The organism is Shewanella sp. 38A_GOM-205m (assembly GCF_000518445.1).
Classification (GTDB): Bacteria; Pseudomonadota; Gammaproteobacteria; order Enterobacterales; family Shewanellaceae; genus Shewanella; species Shewanella algae.
On sequence record NZ_JADP01000007.1, the window covers coordinates 147277 to 163098 of the forward strand.

Here is a 15822-nt window from a genome sequence, read left to right on the forward strand (position 1 = left end):
TTATGAAGCGCCTGGCTCTGGGATTATTGCTGTTGTGTGCCATGCCGTTGCAGGCCTCACAGCTGACCCGCGACTATCAGTTTCAGCCCCTTCGCGGGCAGGAACAACAGACGCTGGCACATCTCGAGGGCCAGAGTGCTGTGCTGATGTTCTTTGAGCCTGAGTGCCCCTGGTGTGTCAAGCAGGCGGCGGTGCTGAAAAAGTTACATCAGCTGTGTCCTGGTCATCTGCAGCCGGTGGCGCTCGGCGTCAATGGTAATCAACTGGCCCTGAAACGGGCGCTGTTTCGCCTCAACTTTCCGTTTGAGGCCTATAGAGCGCCACTGGAGTTGGTCAGAGACATGGGCGGCATTCCGGCAACCCCTATCTTGTTGCTGCTGGACAGCAAGGGCAGGTTAATTAAGGGCTATCGTGGTTTGACCGGGGAAGCCGAACTGCAGGCGCAGCTCTGCCCGGCGGCCTGAGTGAGCCAAATTCAAACCTGATCCCATCGAGATAAAAATGCCCGGCATCGAGCCGGGCATTTTGTTGTCAATCTTAAACCCCTCCCATGGAGGTGGTGATGTCTGGTGGCTGTTTGGGTGCCCAATTTCAGGGCTGTCAAACTCAGGTGCTTTAATCGTTAATCCTTGACCGCCAGCAGCTCTCTTACTTGGGCGCCGACATCGCGCTGGAATTCATCGGCCTGATCGAATACTCCCAACATCTTGATAAAGCCGTGAATCGTGCCCGGGTAGCGCTGATAGTGTACGGCTACGCCGGAAGTCGCCAACTTGTCGGCGTACAGACGGCTGTCGTCGCACAGGGGGTCGCATTCGGCGCAGTAGAGCAAGGTTGCAGGCAGCTTGCTGTGGTCGGTTGCCAGCAAAGGTGAGCAATAGGGATGAATGGCATCGGCCGGGCTGCGCAGATAGTGGTTCCAGTAGTACTTCATGCTGTCCTTGTGCAGCAAAAAACCTGTGGCGTATTTCTCGGCCGAGGCCGTGTGCCAGCCGTACTGCACCGGCGGATAAACCAGCACCTGGCAGGCGAGATCTGCCGAGTCTTCATCACGGCACCTCAATGCCACCGCTGCGGCGAGATTGGCACCGGCGCTGTCGCCAAAGATACCGATTCGCTTGGGATCCAGCCCCAGTCTCTCGGCGTGTTTGAACACCCACAGGGTTGCCGCGTAGCAGTCATCCATGGGGATGGGGAACTTGTGCTCCGGCGCCTTTTGATAGTTGACGGCAATCACCACCACGCCGCAATTCTTGGCCAGTGCCCGGCTGAAAGGGTCGTTGATCTCTATGTTGGACACCATCCAGCCGCTGCCGTGAAAGTAGATCAGCGCCGGCTGGGGTTGTTCGCTGTGTTTCGGGCGGTAAATCCTAACCGGCAGGTCGGCGGTAGGGCCGGGAATAAATCTGTGTTCAACGGCGGCCATCTCTTCCGGTGGCCTAGCCGGGGGAATATCGCTGTGTTCCTGATGACGACCGGCCTCGGGCGCCAGATCTTCATAGGGGGTAAAGCCTGCGGCATAGGTTTGCTGCAGGAAGGTTTCAACCTGGGGATTGAGTGGCATACGGGTACTCCATTCAGCAAGGGGATCAGGCCTTGTAGGTCACCTCTGTGACCCCTTTGAGCCTGGGACGGTTGGCTTCGGCTTGTGTCAGCGGCCTCACTTCCCGAAGGGAGTTGTGGCAGCGCGGCACCAGTGCCTGATATTCCCGGGTATTGAGGCGTTTCCAGTGTAGATCCTGCTCTGTGACATCGCGGATATATCGGGCGGGAGAGCCTGCCAGTAACTGCCGCGGTTGGCCCTGAAAGCCGGCTTTGATAAAGCTCATGGCGCCGACTATGCTGTCTGGCCCTATCTCGGCGCCATCCATGATCACGCTGTTCATGCCTATCAGGGCATTGCGGCCTATGATGCAGCCGTGCAGCACGGCGCCATGGCCGATATGACCATCTTCGGCGACTATGGTGTCTTGATCGCAATAGCCGTGCATGATGCAGCCATCCTGCAGGTTGCTGCCGGCCTTGAGGATCAGCCGGCCATAATCACCGCGAAGGGAAGCGTGGGGGCCGATGTAGACATTGGCGCCGACTATAACATCGCCTATCAGTACGGCACTGGGGTGAACAAAGGCGCTGGGGTCGACAACAGGGATCAGACCTTCAAATGCATAACAGGTCATGGTATTTATCCTGGTGGGTTGCAGGGGTGGGACATCCTTGTCCCGGTTGGCGTGCTTTCCTTAAATTATTTGCCTTTCCAGACAGGATCGCGTTTTTCGGCAAAGGCCTGTGGCCCTTCCAGCGCGTCTTCTGAGTGCAATACGGATGGATAGTGTTTCAGTTGGCCGCTGCGGATAAAGCGATAGGCTTCTTCCACCGGCATTTCGCTGGTGGTGCGATAAACCTCTTTCAGGGCGGCGATGGCCAGAGGAGCACTCTGGGTGATCTCCTGTGCCAACTCTCGGGCGGTTTCCATCAGTTGGCTGTTGTCCACTACCCGGTTGACTATGCCCCAGCGCAGCGCTTCCTGGGCATCCATGCGGCGGCCGGTCATCATCATCTCGTTGACGATCGCAGGCGGGATCAGCTTGGGCAGGCGCAGCATGCCGCCGCTATCCGGTACTATGCCCAGTTTGGCTTCCGGCAGGGCGAAGCTGGCGTTGTCACTGCAGACTATCATGTCGGCGGCCAGGGCCAGCTCGAAACCACCACCGAAGGCATAACCATTGACGGCGGCGATAACTGGCTTGTCCAGATCGAACAGCTCGGTCAGACCGGCAAAACCGCCTGGACCAAAGTCGGCATCCGGGGCTTCACCCTCGGCGGCGGCTTTCAGGTCCCAGCCGGCAGAGAAGAAGCGCTCACCGGCCCCTGTGATAATTGCCACTCGCAGTTCCGGATCGTCACGGAAAGCGATAAAGGCTTCACCCATGGCAAAACTGGTCTTGGCATCTATGGCGTTGGCCTTGGGGCGATCCAGGGTGATTTCCAGAATATGGCCATTGCGGCGTATGTGTAACGATTCGTTCATGCTAATACTCCATCTGGATAAAAATTAAAATATCACTGAGTATGTGCGAAATACAGTTAACGCTTATCGCCAGCCTAAGGCCATAACTATTTATGGCTTAAGCAGATATTACCCAGCTACGACAATTTTGGTAATAAAGACATTACCAATTACTCTCTTGGTTTTTACGGTTTGCTTTTTAAGCCTTCGATATCTTGAAGGCTTAAAATTTAAATTCGGTTTATTGGTTTGGCTATTTATCAGCAAAGGCTCTTCTTTTTTATTTTACCCGAGCAGGTTCTCGGTAAACTTTTTCTGATTTCAAGGAAAGAAGGCACCTTGAATTTAGCCATATGTTCTTCGCAATATTCGAAGAATTCCTCTTCGGTAATTGTCTGGTTTTCATGCAAGACAATAAAGGCCTTGATCGCCTGATCTCGAATGGAATCCTTTACCCCAATAATGGCAACATCGGCAATTTTGGGGTGCTCTGAAATAATGTTTTCCAGTTCGACACAGGAGATATTTTCGCCGCAGCGTTTGATCATGTTGCAGCTGCGATCGATAAAGTAGAAGAAACCTTCCTCATCGACGTAGCCTGAGTCACCCGTGTGCAGCCAACCGTCGGCCGAGAGTGTCTTGGCGGTCTCTTCCGGCAACTTGTAGTACTCGCGAAACAGTGTCTTACCCGGTTCGCCCTTGATGCAGATCTCCCCGGTTTCACCGGTAGGTAAGGGGCGCCCCTGTTGATCGCGGATCTCCACTTGATAGCCCATGCCGACCCGGCCGATGGAGGGCCAGCGCCGCTTGTCACCTGGGCGGTCGCCTATGACGCCGACTATGGTCTCTGTCATGCCGTATGAGGTAAACAGGCGCACGTTAAAGCGCTCGACGAAGGCGTCTTTTTCCTGATCTGACAGATTGAGGTAGAACAATACCTCACGCAGGCAATGCTGTTTCTCCCAGGGCATTGTAGGCTGCATCATCAGGGTGCGGATCATCAGCGGGATACACTCAGTGACAGTGGCACGATACTTACATATCTGACCCCAGAAGGCGCGGGCGCTGAATTTTTCCAGCATCACAAAGGTGGCTCCCGCCGAAAAGGCCGCCATGGCTGCGGTGCACTGGCAGTCGATATGATAGGCGGGCATGGGAGTCAGGTAGATATCATCGTCCCTGAGGGCACATTGCCAGGCGGTGTAGTAACCGGCGAATCTGAGGTTGTAGTGGGTAATTACCACCCCCTTGGGGCGGGAAGTGGTACCCGAGGTAAACAGGATTTCGGCAACATCGCTGCTGCTCAATGGCACTCTGTGTTGCAGTTCATCGGGTTGTGCCAGCCTTAGGCGGTGGAAATTGAGAATGCTGGCCGGTGCAGTGGCCGACTCGTCGGCTATCAGCAGTATCTGCTGCAGCGGTGAACCGGGATCTTGCTGCAAGCCGCTGTAGAGTGATTGATACTCACTGCTGGTAACCACCAGAGAGATAGCGCACTTGTCCAGAATATAGGCGGTTTCTTCCTGCAGCAGATGGGTGTTTATCGGCACCATGATGGCGCCTATCTTGGCCAGACCGAACCAACAGAAGATGAATTCGGCACAGTTGTTGATATGCAGCGCCACCTTGTCGCCCTTGGCGACGCCCAGCGAATGAAACAGGTTGGCGGTGCGGTTGATCTCTTTATTGAGCCCGGCATAACTGTATTCCTGGGCCAGCCCTTGAAGGTTTTCGACGATAAGCGCCGTTTTCTCTCCATAGTTGAGGGCCAGATCATCCCAGGTCTGACGTAAATCTTGTCCAGCTATTATATCCATTTGACACCTTGCTCAATAAAACGGGTTATGCAGCGAAGGCCTGTAAATACCGGCCTTCGCACGACTTCAGGAGTTATTTTTCTCCCTTGATTTTGGCCAGCCCTTTATTCACCAACTCCTGGATAGCAGCTTCGTCATAACCGATATCTTTGAGAATGGCATCGGTATCCATGCCGTGGCTTGGCATGCCGCGCCAGATCTGGCCTGGGTTGTTTTTGAATTTGGGCATCACATTGGGACCCTTGCAGGTACGGCCGTCCATGGTTTGCCACTGGGTGATAGACTCACGGGCGATGTACTGAGGATTGGACTCGAGATCTTCGGCGCTGAGTACCTTGGCACAGGCAATTTTCAGCTCGGCGAAGCGCTCGCGCACTTGTTCTATGGTGCGTTGGCCTATGTAACGCTCCAGTGCATCTTCAATTTCCTGCCCATGTGGGCATTCGATGCGGTGGATAAGCTGGGTGCCTTCCGGTACCGCTTCCGTGTGCAGCAGGTGGCCAAGACCTATGTCTTTGAACAGCTCTTCAATCTGTGTGACGCCGACCATTTCCATCACTATGTAGCCGTCTTCACACTTGTACAGACCACAACCGGCATAGTAAGGGTCACGGCCCTTGTACTGACGTGGTGCCATCTTGCCACCGTTGAAGTAGTCCATCATGAAGTACTGGCCCATGCGTAACATAACTTCATACATGGCCACGTCGATGCTTTCGCCAACACCCGTTTGCTGCGCCTTGTAAAGGGCTGCCAGCGCAGATGTGGTTACTGTCATGCCTGAAAAATAATCAGCCGTATAAGGGAAGGCCGCCATGGGTTGGTCGACATCGCCGTTTTGCATCAGATAGCCACTGAAGGCCTGGGCTATGGTGTTATAGGCGGCCAGGTGAGTGTATTCCTCGGTGCCGTACTGACCAAAGCCTGATAAGTGAGCGATAACTAACTTTTTGTTGCGTTCCCACAAGACTTCATCCGTGATGCCACGACGGGCGAAGGCCGGACCCTTGCTGGCTTCGATAAAGATGTCTGTGGTTTCCATCAGCTTGAGGAAGGCTTCGCGCCCTTCATCCTTGAAGATATTCAGCGACAAGGCATGCAGGTTACGGCGTGACAGCTCAGGATAGTTGGGTTGCACCCGGATAGTGTCTGTGTAAGCCACGTTTTCAATCCAGATAACTTCGGCGCCCCATTCGGCAAACAGTTGCCCGGCAAATGGGCCGGCAATCTCTATGCCGGAGAACACGACTCTGACACCCGAGAGAGGGCCAAATGTTGGCATAGCTAAATGATGTGACATGATCTGTTCCTTCTATCGATTCTTGGCATTGATGGCGCAGATGGTGCTGCGCCATACCGACCGGCCGGTTTCACCGGGAGCAGGGAGATTAGGCGAACCCGGCCGGTACTCATGGGCAACTACCTGTTGCGATACTCTTTCAGCACAGCACGACCCAGAGTCAGGATCTGCATCTCGTCTGAACCGCCGGAAACTCTGTCTACCCGCAGATCGCGCCAGAAGCGGCTGATGCGGTGCTCACCGGCAATGGCGTAACCCCCGAAGACCTGCATGGCATGGTCAACCACCCGGAAGGCGGCATTGGCGCAGTAGTATTTACACATGGCTGCGTCACCTGAAGTCATGATGCCGTTGTCGGCTTTCCAGGCGGTGTGATAGATCATGTTGCGCATGTTGTTCAGCTCGATGGCCATATGGGCAAACTTCTCCTGGATCAGCTGGGTACGGCCGATGGCCTCGCCGAACTGTACCCTTTGGTTGGCGTACTTGGCGGCATCTTCGAAGGCGCAGTAAGCCGTGCCATAGTTGGTGCAGGCCACCAGGAAACGTTCGTCATCGAATTCTTCTTTCACCCGCAGGAAACCGTTGCCTTCGGTGCCGAAGAAGTCTTTCTCTTCCAGCTCAACATCGATGAATTGCACTTCGCAGCAGCTGTCCATCTTCAGGCCGAGTTTGGGAAGCTTGCTGACCTTGATGCCAGGTTTGGTCATGTCGACAAAGAACTCGGAGAACACAGGTTTCTCGGAAGCTGAGTCTTTGGCCATCACCACCAGGAAGGGGCAACCGGCGGCACTGGTGATAAAGCACTTGGTACCATTGAGGTAAATCTTGCCGTCGCGGCGGGTATAGGTGGTTTGCAGGCTGCCAACATCGGAACCGGCTGAAGGCTCGGTGATGGCGGAGTTCCACATCTGTTTGCCGGTACCCAGGAAAGCCATGATCTTGTCGATCTGCTCTTGGGTGCCGTGTTTCAGTACTGTGGTAAAGCCGGCCAGTTGGAACAGGACATAGGTGGGGGCACCGAGGCGGCCCAGCTCTTCCCAGATAACCGCCAGGGTCATCAGTCCGGCTTCGAAGCCACCAAACTCTTCCGGCAATAACAGACTATCTATGCCCATTTCTGCCAGTTCTTTTACAAATCTTTCTGGATATTGACTATTTTCGTCACACTCGGAGAAATATTGTTCCCAGTTTTCTCTCTCCATTAAGTCACGAACACCTTTAACAAATAATTCCTGCTCATCAGTTAAACGATAATCCATGAAAAGTCCCCTATATAAATACATTTGTTCAAAGTAAGGTGTGAGGTGAATCTATAATCCGATCAACTCTTCCAGTTATTTTTTCGTGAATCTTTCAAGAATGAGATAATGATCATTATGTTCACGAAAACGAGAGGTGCACCGCCGGCAATAATGGCTGTTTGCAGTGGTTTTAATCCGCCCAAAGCCAACAAAACAATACCGATAACACCGACCAATACAGACCAACCTACACGAACCCAAACCGGTGGTTCATTATCCGCATCAACCCCTTTACAAGTAGACATGGCCAAGGTGTAAGAACAGGCGTTAATTAATGTTACTGTTGCCAGGAAACACAGAATAAAGAACATCCACATGGTAATGGTGCTCATAGGTAAAGCGGCCCAGGTTTCAATAATGGCCCTGGCGGCACCATACTGTTCAATCAGGGCAGGCATATTGACGATATTTTCGTTCATCAAATTAAGTGTGTTACTGCCGAGTATGGTCCACAACAACCAGGTGGAAGCTGTTAGGCCGCCTACCATGGCCAGACACAGCTGACGCACGGTTCTGCCGCGGGAGATCTTGGCCAGGAAGATACACATCTGGATGCCGTAAACTACCCACCAGGCCCAGTAGAACACTGTCCAGTCCTGAGGGAAGCTGCTGTCACTGACAGAGGCTGTGTAGAACAGCATGCGGCCCATGTTCATCAGCAATACCCCGATGGAATCGGTGAAGTAGTTCACTGTGAACGTGGTGGCACCAATGATGAGTACCCAGGCGAGGATGATAATGCTCAGGTAGCTACGCAGGTCACTGGCAATCTTGATCCCTTTTTGCAGACCAAAGGCCACACAAATGGCGTTGAAGATGATCCAGGCTGAAATAATGGTGGCATCCACTTCTATGGTGCGCGGAATACCGAACAGATACTGAATACATTCGGTAACCAGAGGTGTCGCCAGACCCAGACTGGTACCCATGGCCAGGATCAGCGCGACGACATAGATGTTGTCTATTATGGTGCCTATGATGCCTTCACACTTCTTGCCCATGATGGGATAGAGGGTGCCGCTTGGGCGTACCACGTCCATCTTCTTCACGAACAGGAAGTAACCCAGAGCCACGGAGAAGAAGGCGTAACCGGCCCATGGCAGCGGTCCCCAGTGGAACAGACTGTAAGCCAGTCCAAGTTCTTTGGCCTGTACCGACAAAGGTTCCAGTTCAAATGGGGGATAGCTGACATAGTAGTAGATTTCCAACGAGCCCCAGAACAGCACTGCGGCTGAAGTACAGGAGGCAAACATCAGGAAGATCCAGCTTCCGGTACTGAATTCAGGTTCTTCATTACCGAGGCGGTTGTTGGCATAAGGACCAAACAGCAACCAGAGCCAGCCGGCCAACATGACTATCATGTACCATTCAAATGCCCAACCCCAGCTGTGGGTTAAGTAATGGAAGACTGCACTGATTACTTCATTGGCGGCATCAAGGTCTCTCACAGTAAAGTAGGAGAGAAGGATCACTACCAATAGTGAAGGGAAAAATATCTTCGCTTCAATACCGGCCTTTTTGATCTTTTTATTTTCACTCATCAAAATTCTCCATACCCAAAAGTCTTTAACTGATTTTCAGGAAAGGTGAGCCCGTGAGGTTTAATTAAAAACCCCAGATTAATAAAAAATGATTTGGGTTTGAGCTACTGGCTAAATAGCTCAGTTATTAAAACCAATACTGCAAGTGAATGTTGAATCGACCATTCCACTCCTTATCGCTGTCTTTCAGGCCCAGACTATTGTCACCCAGCCACACAACGTTTTTGGCATGATAATAATCGACGTACACAAAGAATTGTTTGTAAGAAAGTGAGACCCCAGTGCTATTCAGTACTGAGTCGTCAAAGTTGGATTCATCTGGTGTCAAAATACTGAAGTCGTTGTAGAAGGTGAATTGGCCACCCCATTGGGTATCGACCACTTTTGACAGGTTGAATGTCATGATGTCGCCTTTGGCTGCCACTTCATAGAAGCCATTAACTGCGCCAACACCAATTTTTGAAGTATCTATTTGGCCATCATCATATGGATCAAAGTCATACTTCAAATATTGAAGTTGCACACCCCAACCACGATATTTTGCATCCAGGTGTACGGCATAGTTGAGGTTGTCTCCTGATTCATCGGCCACCGGATTATAAAGTTGGCCGTATTCAACGGAGGCTCCCAAGAGCACTTGCCAGTTGTCATTTTCCCATCTGTAGCTTTCGCGCAAGCTGACAGTGTTGTATTCCTTGTTATTATAGGTTGTGCCGTCTATGGTGCCCGAACCTATGGTACCTGCGAAGTTACGATAGTCGCTGCCCTTGTAGAGAGAGCTCTGGATGAAGGAAAAGTCTGTTTCGAAGTTATTGAATTTATGGTTGATATTGAAGCCAACACCATAGTCATCTTCGAAGCCAAGGTAGTAGTTGAGACTGTACCACCAGTTATGGGAAGCAAAGTTCTTGTTACCGAATGCCTTGCTGACCACACCGAGCTGCAGGGTCAGATCTTCATTGGCATTCCAATAGGCATAACCGTTTTTAAGATAGTCGTAACCATCGGCAAAACGATATTCGGCGACAAAACCATAGTTTTCAAAATCCTGGGAGAGTTTTATTCCCAAGGTGTTGAAATCGAAATCACCACCCGTAGCTTTTGAAGCGTCACTAAAATCTTTAATGCTGTAGTTCGCTCTTATTGAACCACTGATATCCACCGCCAAACTTGGCGCGCTAAGCGTTAATCCTAATAACATCAAGCTTAGGTTTTTTAGCTTAAACTTATTCATTAACCACCCTCCGTTTTTAATTTGAACCGATTATGGTTTCGGTCATGAATAAAAAAACATTCCCGCATCACACTTTTGGTCAATGGATTGTTACCTTGCTCGAAAATGTGTGATGCAAATCAATAAAAATGGTAAAAATGAACCATTGAAGGTCGTTATATAATCAGGGTTTGTTTAATTTGGTTGAAAAATTGGATATTGCTCACAAAAAGTGGCTCAACAAACGAATTTGTTTGGTCTTAATTGAAAATAGCTTGTATTAATAAAATGACGCTGATGGATTGTGAGAGGTTTATTTAATTAATCTGATAATCAATTAAGCAACTCTAAATTTGGTTAAGGTGAACTAATCTATTATCCATATTGATATTTAAATGGGTGTGGACTTTTATTCCCTTTCGTTACCCAGGAGGGTGCGACTTTGTGTGATGCAAGCCTGAAATTTTATTAATTATGGGTTTCCGATCACCAATGTTGAGGAATGTAAACCAGTAGAGACGAATGTTTATAGTGATACTTAGACTGGAGATAAGATGAAGATCATTGCATGTTATAAGCTTGTCCCGGAAGAGCAGGATATCAAAGTCATTCCCAACCTTCCTGTAGATACAAGTAATGTAAACAAAAAGATAGGCCAATTCGATCTGTGTGCCGTTGAAGCTGCGGTACAAATCAAGGCAACCCAGAGCGATTGCAGCATTACGGCGTTGAGTATAGGCGCAGATGCACTGGCCGCCCCCAAAGCTTGCAAAGATATCCTCTCAAGAGGCCCGGACGCGCTGACCCTGGTTTGCGATCCCAAGCTGGAGCAGGCGCTGCCCCATCAAACTGCCCGAGTCTTGGCTGCTGCTGCCAAGCAGGAAGGGTTTGAGCTGATCCTCTGCGGTGACGGTTCGGGTGACCTCTATGCCCAGCAGGTAGGTTTGCTGCTTGGTGAATTGCTGCAAGTACCTTGCATCAATGGTGTCAGCAAAATTCTGGAAGTCGCCAACGGTATGGTCAGGGTTGAGCGCGAGCTGGACGACGAAGTTGAAGAGTTGGAGTTGTCGCTCCCTGCCGTGTTGGCCGTTTCTGCCGATATCAACGAACCTCAAATCCCTTCAATGAAAGCCATTCTGGCGGCGGGCAAAAAGCCGGTCAACAAGTTGGCTTATGCCAAACTGGCGCTGGAAGAGATCCCGCAGCTGGTGGAGCTGGTGTCTATTACTGCGCCAGAGCAGAAGGCCCGCAAGCAGATCATTATCGAGGGTGATGATGAAGGCCAGGTTGCCGAGTTTGTCGGCCATATTGGCAATGTGTTGAATTGAGGGGGATGAAATGAACAAGCTAGCAAATGTTTGGGTTTTCAGCAGCGAGGCTGCTCGTCTGCCCGAAGTAATGGCCGCCGGTCTGCAACTGGGTGACAGTGTCTCTGTATTCGTCTTGGGTGGTGCCGATGAGGTTGCCAGGGCTGCAGCATTGGGCGCAAACAAGGTGTATCACCTGGGCGAGAAGGACTCAAGCCGCATAGTGGAAGAGTACGCCTTGACCATGGCCAAGGCGATTGAAGCCGAAGCGCAGGCGTCCCTGGTCTTGCTGCCAGCCAGCCGTCGTGGCAAGGCGTTGGCCGCCAAGCTGGGTGTGTGCCTGAGTGCCGGGGTTTTCAATGATGCCGCCGAACTCACAATCGATGGCGAAGGCCATGTCGGTGCCAAGCACCTGGTCTACGGTGGCCTGGCCATCGGCGCAGAGAAGATCACCTCTCAAATTGCTGTGGTGACTCTGGCCGCCGGCGCCTTCAAGGAGTTGCCAGCCGAAGAAGCAGGCCGCAGCGCCGAAACTATCACTCTGGAATTTGTTGCCCCAGCCAATGGGATTCGTTGCCTGGCACGTCGACCAAAGGAAAAATCCAATATCGACCTGGGTAAGGCCAAGCGCGTTATCGGTGTGGGCAATGGCATAGGTTCGCAGGATAACCTGAAGCTGATTGAACAGCTGGCCGCCAAAGTTGGTGCTGAACTGGGCTGCAGCCGTCCGATTGCCGAAACTGAAAAGTGGATGGAGCGTGAGCGCTACATTGGGGTTTCAGGTGTGATGATCAAGCCTGATGTCTATATGGCCATAGGGATTTCCGGTCAGATCCAGCACATGGTTGGCGTCAACGACTCCCTGACCATTATTGCTGTCAACAAAGACAAGAATGCCCCCATCTTCCAGTATGCGGATTACGGCATTGTCGGTGATATCAACAAGATAGTTCCAGCCCTGCTGAACAGTTTCAAAGGCTAACTGTCTGGCCCGGCTACCGGCTCAAGGGGCCGGTAGTCTCGAATTCAAGAGAGGATCAGCATGTCAGAAGATGCATTTGACGCAATCATAGTGGGAGGCGGGCTCGCCGGCTGCGTTGCTGCCTATGTCCTGGCCAGTCAGGGCGCCGATGTTCTGGTGATTGAACGCGGCAACTATGCCGGGGCCAAGAATATGACTGGCGGTAGACTCTACGCCCACAGCCTGGAAAAGATTATGCCCGATTTTGCCAAACGGGCGCCGCTGGAGCGTAAGGTTACCAAGGAAAAAGTATCGTTTCTCACTGATGATACTGCAGTAACCCTGGACTATCACAACGGCCGTGGTCAGGAGCCGGTAGAGGAATCTTATACTCTGCTCAGGGGCACTTTCGATCAGTGGCTGGCCGAACAGGCCGAGGAAGCCGGGGCTCAGTTTATTACCGGTATTCGGGTTGAAAAAATCCTCAAGGAAGACGGTAAGGTCATAGGGGTGGAGGCCGATGGCGACTCACTGCTGGCCAAGACAGTGATTCTGGCTGAAGGGGTCAACCCTCTTCTGGGGGAACAGCTCGGCATGGTTAAGCCCAAGGTGCAATCCAGTGCCATGGCGGTCGGAGCCAAGGAGCTTATCGCCCTGTCAGAGCAGCAGATACGGGATCGTTTTAATGTCAGTGGTGATGAAGGCGTTGCCTGGCTGTTTGCCGGTTCACCCTCCAATGGTCTCTTGGGCGGGGGCTTCCTTTACACCAATAAAGACACTGTTTCTTTGGGGATTGTTTGTGGCTTGCACCACATAGAAACCTCTTCCAAGACAGTGCCGCAGATGTTGGAAGACTTCAAGAATCATCCGGCGATCAAGCCTTTGATTGAAGGCGGCAAGTTGCTTGAGTACTCAGGCCACGTGGTTCCCGAGGCCGGACTGAACATGCTGCCCAAGCTGGTGGATGACGGTGTCTTGATTGCCGGGGATGCCGCAGGTTTCTGTCTCAACGTGGGCTATACGGTCCGCGGAATGGACTTGGCTATCGCATCCGGTGAGGCCGCCGCCAGAGCCGTGCTCGCCGCCAAGGCCAAGAATGATTTCAGTGCCGCCGGGCTCGGTGCCTATCAAACACTGCTGGACAACAGCTTTATCATGAAAGATCTCAAGCTGTACCAGAAATTACCCGCCTTTATGGAGAACCCAAGGATCTTCAATCAGTATCCCAAGCTGGTCGCCGACATTATGCAGGAGATGTTCACCATAGATGGCAGCGCCTCGCAACCTCTGCGCAAGACCCTGATGAAGCATGCCAAAGAAGTGGGTTATATGAATCTGATTAAAGATGGTATTAAGGGGATGACAGCGATATGAGCGAGCCAGTCAATGTTGATGTGAAATTGGGGGTGAACAAGTTCTATGTCGATGAAGGGCATCCACATATTGAGCTTGTTGAAAACCCGGATATCAATGAATTCCGTAAGTTGGTTAACGCCTGCCCAGCAGGACTCTATAAAATTCAGGACGACGGCAGCCTTAAATTTGACTCTGCCGGTTGTTTGGAATGTGGCACCTGTAAAATGCTTTGCGGTGAAAGCATTATCAAGAAATGGGAATATCCCAGAGGTACATTCGGTATTGAATATCGTTATGGCTAGTGCCGCTTGAAAACCTTAAATCTGAATTTAAGTTAGTTTTCTAACGAGCTCGATTGTGCAAAATGAGAGCATACACTTTTAATGTTGTTAGATCTGTTTAATAAACAGATTTTGATAATTCTTAACTTGAAGCGTTGTGCTCTTATTTTTAACTCTTAACCTGTTTAAATATTTGTCTGCGACTTATGTAGTTTGCTAACTGTAACCGTTTTCTCACTTTTGAGCTTCAGATTTGTTTTAGTCCCATTTTTTATTCAGTATTTCTCGACTGAGAAATCAGGCTGAAGATTAATGGCACATTTTGTGAACGAATAAATCAACCATGTTTATTGGTTTAATATAAGAGATTAGCATATGAAAGCTAAAAAGTTCGATGAAATGGAGTTTACGCCATTACATAAGAAAATCATGTTTTGGGGCAGTGGTGGTCCCTTCCTCGACGGTTATATTCTGGTCATTATTGGCCTGGCGCTTGAGCAACTGATCCCTGAAATGCAGCTGGATGCCAACTGGATAGGCCTGGTTGGGGCATCTACCCTGGTGGGCCTATTTGTCGGTACCGCACTCTTTGGTTACATCGCCGACCTATTCGGTCGTAAGTTAATGTTTCTAATAGATATCATAGCGATAGCCGTGTTATCTGTCGCCACTATGTTCGTTTCATCGCCGATAGAGTTAGTGGTGATGCGCTTCCTTATCGGGGTAGTGATAGGGGCCGATTACCCCATTGCCACCTCCATGGTGGCCGAGTTTTCCCCAACCAAGAAGCGGGCCTTTACCATGGGCTTCATAGCCTTGATGTGGTATGTGGGCGCTACTGCGGCCAATGCGGTAGGTTATCTGCTTTATGACGTTGAAGGGGGCTGGCGCTGGATGCTCGGCAGCGGCCTGATCCCTTGTCTGGTAATCCTGCTTGGGCGTTTCCATCTGCCCGAGTCTCCACGCTGGCTACTGCGCAAGGGCCGTATCGCTGAGTACAAACAAGTTATGCAACAGTACTTTGGCGGCAATATTCATATTGAAGCGGAAGAGAAGATCGATACCCAGTATCGTAAGCTGTTCGAAAAACGCAACTTCACCATGATCATCTTTATCGGCACAATTTGGACCTGCCAGATCATTCCCATGTTTGCCATCTACACCTTTGGGCCGCAGATAGTCGGGGCCTTGGGTTTTTACGATGGCAAAGACTCGGCGCTTGGCAACATTATTATCAGTACCTTCTTTATCATAGGTTGTATTCCGGCCATGTATTGGCTGGATTCCATGGGCCGTCGACCACTGCTTATCATCAGCTTTGCCATGATGACCTTGTCGCTGGCCATGCTGGGGCTGGTTTCCTCGCCTGGTATCTGGGTCGTGATTGCGGCCTTTGGCATGTACGCCTTCTGCTCCGGAGGCCCTGGGATCTTGCAGTGGCTCTACCCCAATGAGCTGTTCCCTACCGATATCCGCGCTTCGGCCGTGGGTGCCGTGATGTCTTTCAGCCGTATAGGCACCATACTCTCGACCTATGCCTTGCCTGTGTTTATGAACGCTTATGGTGTTTCCTGGACCATGATGGCCGGTGCCGGTATTTCACTGTTGGGCTTGGTGGTTTCCATCTTGCTGGCACCGGAAACCCGTGGCATGACCCTGGCGGACACCAGTGTTGCAGGATTTGTAAAGCACTGATTATAAAATACTAATCATCTATCGTTAGTTATCAATT

At 51.2% G+C, this 15822-nt stretch carries 14 protein-coding genes; 6 read left to right on the forward strand and 8 right to left on the reverse strand.

Features of this window, described 5'->3' with window-relative positions:
- Positions 1-2 precede the first annotated feature (2 nt).
- Positions 3-464, forward strand: coding sequence for a TlpA family protein disulfide reductase (locus N512_RS0108845; protein WP_028780090.1), 462 nt, complete (start codon positions 3-5; stop codon positions 462-464).
- 158 nt (positions 465-622) lie between these two features.
- On the opposite strand, the gene N512_RS0108850 is transcribed toward N512_RS0108845, so the two are convergent.
- The 8 genes from N512_RS0108850 to N512_RS0108885 form a co-directional block, all read right to left on the reverse strand.
- Complete coding sequence (locus N512_RS0108850; protein ID WP_028780091.1) at positions 623-1564, reverse strand: alpha/beta hydrolase; 942 nt, start codon at positions 1562-1564, stop codon at positions 623-625.
- Positions 1565-1589: 25 nt separating this feature from the next.
- Positions 1590-2180 carry a carnitine operon protein CaiE gene (gene caiE / locus N512_RS0108855; RefSeq protein ID WP_028780092.1) on the reverse strand — a complete coding sequence of 197 codons (591 nt, stop codon included), beginning with the start codon at positions 2178-2180 and terminating at the stop codon, positions 1590-1592.
- Between the two features lie 65 nt (positions 2181-2245).
- Positions 2246-3031 carry a crotonobetainyl-CoA hydratase gene (caiD, locus tag N512_RS0108860; RefSeq protein WP_025010097.1) on the reverse strand — a complete coding sequence of 262 codons (786 nt, stop codon included), beginning with the start codon at positions 3029-3031 and terminating at the stop codon, positions 2246-2248.
- Between the two features lie 239 nt (positions 3032-3270).
- Positions 3271-4827 carry a crotonobetaine/carnitine-CoA ligase gene (gene caiC, locus N512_RS0108865; RefSeq protein ID WP_025010096.1) on the reverse strand — a complete coding sequence of 519 codons (1557 nt, stop codon included), beginning with the start codon at positions 4825-4827 and terminating at the stop codon, positions 3271-3273.
- Positions 4828-4900: 73 nt separating this feature from the next.
- Entirely contained in the window at positions 4901-6127 is a 1227-nt protein-coding gene (caiB, locus tag N512_RS0108870; protein WP_025010095.1) for an L-carnitine CoA-transferase, read from the reverse strand.
- A gap of 119 nt (positions 6128-6246) precedes the next feature.
- The gene (gene caiA / locus N512_RS0108875; protein ID WP_025010094.1) at positions 6247-7389 is read right to left on the reverse strand and encodes a crotonobetainyl-CoA dehydrogenase; all 1143 of its coding nucleotides are present in this window, start codon (positions 7387-7389) and stop codon (positions 6247-6249) included.
- Between the two features lie 62 nt (positions 7390-7451).
- Entirely contained in the window at positions 7452-8972 is a 1521-nt protein-coding gene (gene caiT / locus N512_RS0108880; protein WP_025010093.1) for an L-carnitine/gamma-butyrobetaine antiporter, read from the reverse strand.
- A gap of 127 nt (positions 8973-9099) precedes the next feature.
- A complete protein-coding gene (locus N512_RS0108885) occupies positions 9100-10206 on the reverse strand; it encodes a hypothetical protein (protein ID WP_156029130.1) in 1107 nt (368 codons plus the stop codon).
- 533 nt (positions 10207-10739) lie between these two features.
- Here N512_RS0108885 and fixA point away from each other — a divergent pair.
- The 5 genes from fixA (at position 10740) to N512_RS0108910 (ending at position 15785) form a co-directional block, all read left to right on the forward strand.
- Positions 10740-11513, forward strand: a complete 774-nt coding sequence (gene fixA / locus N512_RS0108890; protein ID WP_028780094.1) for a putative electron transfer flavoprotein FixA — start codon at positions 10740-10742, stop codon at positions 11511-11513.
- Between the two features lie 10 nt (positions 11514-11523).
- On the forward strand, positions 11524-12474 hold the full coding sequence (locus tag N512_RS0108895) for an FAD-binding protein (RefSeq protein WP_028780095.1): 951 nt from the start codon (positions 11524-11526) through the stop codon (positions 12472-12474).
- Between the two features lie 60 nt (positions 12475-12534).
- Positions 12535-13827: an FAD-dependent oxidoreductase gene (locus N512_RS0108900; protein WP_025889642.1), complete on the forward strand. Its 1293-nt coding sequence runs from the start codon at positions 12535-12537 to the stop codon at positions 13825-13827.
- Positions 13824-14111 (forward strand): 4Fe-4S dicluster domain-containing protein, encoded by a 288-nt coding sequence (locus N512_RS0108905; RefSeq protein ID WP_028780096.1) that lies wholly within the window; start codon positions 13824-13826, stop codon positions 14109-14111. The genes N512_RS0108900 and N512_RS0108905 overlap by 4 nt, the downstream gene beginning before the upstream one ends.
- Positions 14112-14465: 354 nt before the next feature.
- Positions 14466-15785: an MFS transporter gene (locus N512_RS0108910; RefSeq protein WP_028780097.1), complete on the forward strand. Its 1320-nt coding sequence runs from the start codon at positions 14466-14468 to the stop codon at positions 15783-15785.
- Positions 15786-15822 lie beyond the last annotated feature (37 nt).

Excerpts from the sequence above, each read along its gene's own strand:
- N512_RS0108845 (WP_028780090.1), top strand. The coding sequence starts at position 3 with ATGAAGCGCCTGGCTCTGGGATTATTGCTGTTGTGTGCCATGCCGTTG.
- N512_RS0108850 (WP_028780091.1), bottom strand. The coding sequence starts at position 1,564 with ATGCCACTCAATCCCCAGGTTGAAACCTTCCTGCAGCAAACCTATGCC.
- caiE (WP_028780092.1), bottom strand. The coding sequence starts at position 2,180 with ATGACCTGTTATGCATTTGAAGGTCTGATCCCTGTTGTCGACCCCAGC.
- caiD (WP_025010097.1), bottom strand. The coding sequence starts at position 3,031 with ATGAACGAATCGTTACACATACGCCGCAATGGCCATATTCTGGAAATC.
- caiC (WP_025010096.1), bottom strand. The coding sequence starts at position 4,827 with ATGGATATAATAGCTGGACAAGATTTACGTCAGACCTGGGATGATCTG.
- caiB (WP_025010095.1), bottom strand. The coding sequence starts at position 6,127 with ATGTCACATCATTTAGCTATGCCAACATTTGGCCCTCTCTCGGGTGTC.
- caiA (WP_025010094.1), bottom strand. The coding sequence starts at position 7,389 with ATGGATTATCGTTTAACTGATGAGCAGGAATTATTTGTTAAAGGTGTT.
- caiT (WP_025010093.1), bottom strand. The coding sequence starts at position 8,972 with ATGAGTGAAAATAAAAAGATCAAAAAGGCCGGTATTGAAGCGAAGATA.
- N512_RS0108885 (WP_156029130.1), bottom strand. The coding sequence starts at position 10,206 with ATGAATAAGTTTAAGCTAAAAAACCTAAGCTTGATGTTATTAGGATTA.
- fixA (WP_028780094.1), top strand. The coding sequence starts at position 10,740 with ATGAAGATCATTGCATGTTATAAGCTTGTCCCGGAAGAGCAGGATATC.
- N512_RS0108895 (WP_028780095.1), top strand. The coding sequence starts at position 11,524 with ATGAACAAGCTAGCAAATGTTTGGGTTTTCAGCAGCGAGGCTGCTCGT.
- N512_RS0108900 (WP_025889642.1), top strand. The coding sequence starts at position 12,535 with ATGTCAGAAGATGCATTTGACGCAATCATAGTGGGAGGCGGGCTCGCC.
- N512_RS0108905 (WP_028780096.1), top strand. The coding sequence starts at position 13,824 with ATGAGCGAGCCAGTCAATGTTGATGTGAAATTGGGGGTGAACAAGTTC.
- N512_RS0108910 (WP_028780097.1), top strand. The coding sequence starts at position 14,466 with ATGAAAGCTAAAAAGTTCGATGAAATGGAGTTTACGCCATTACATAAG.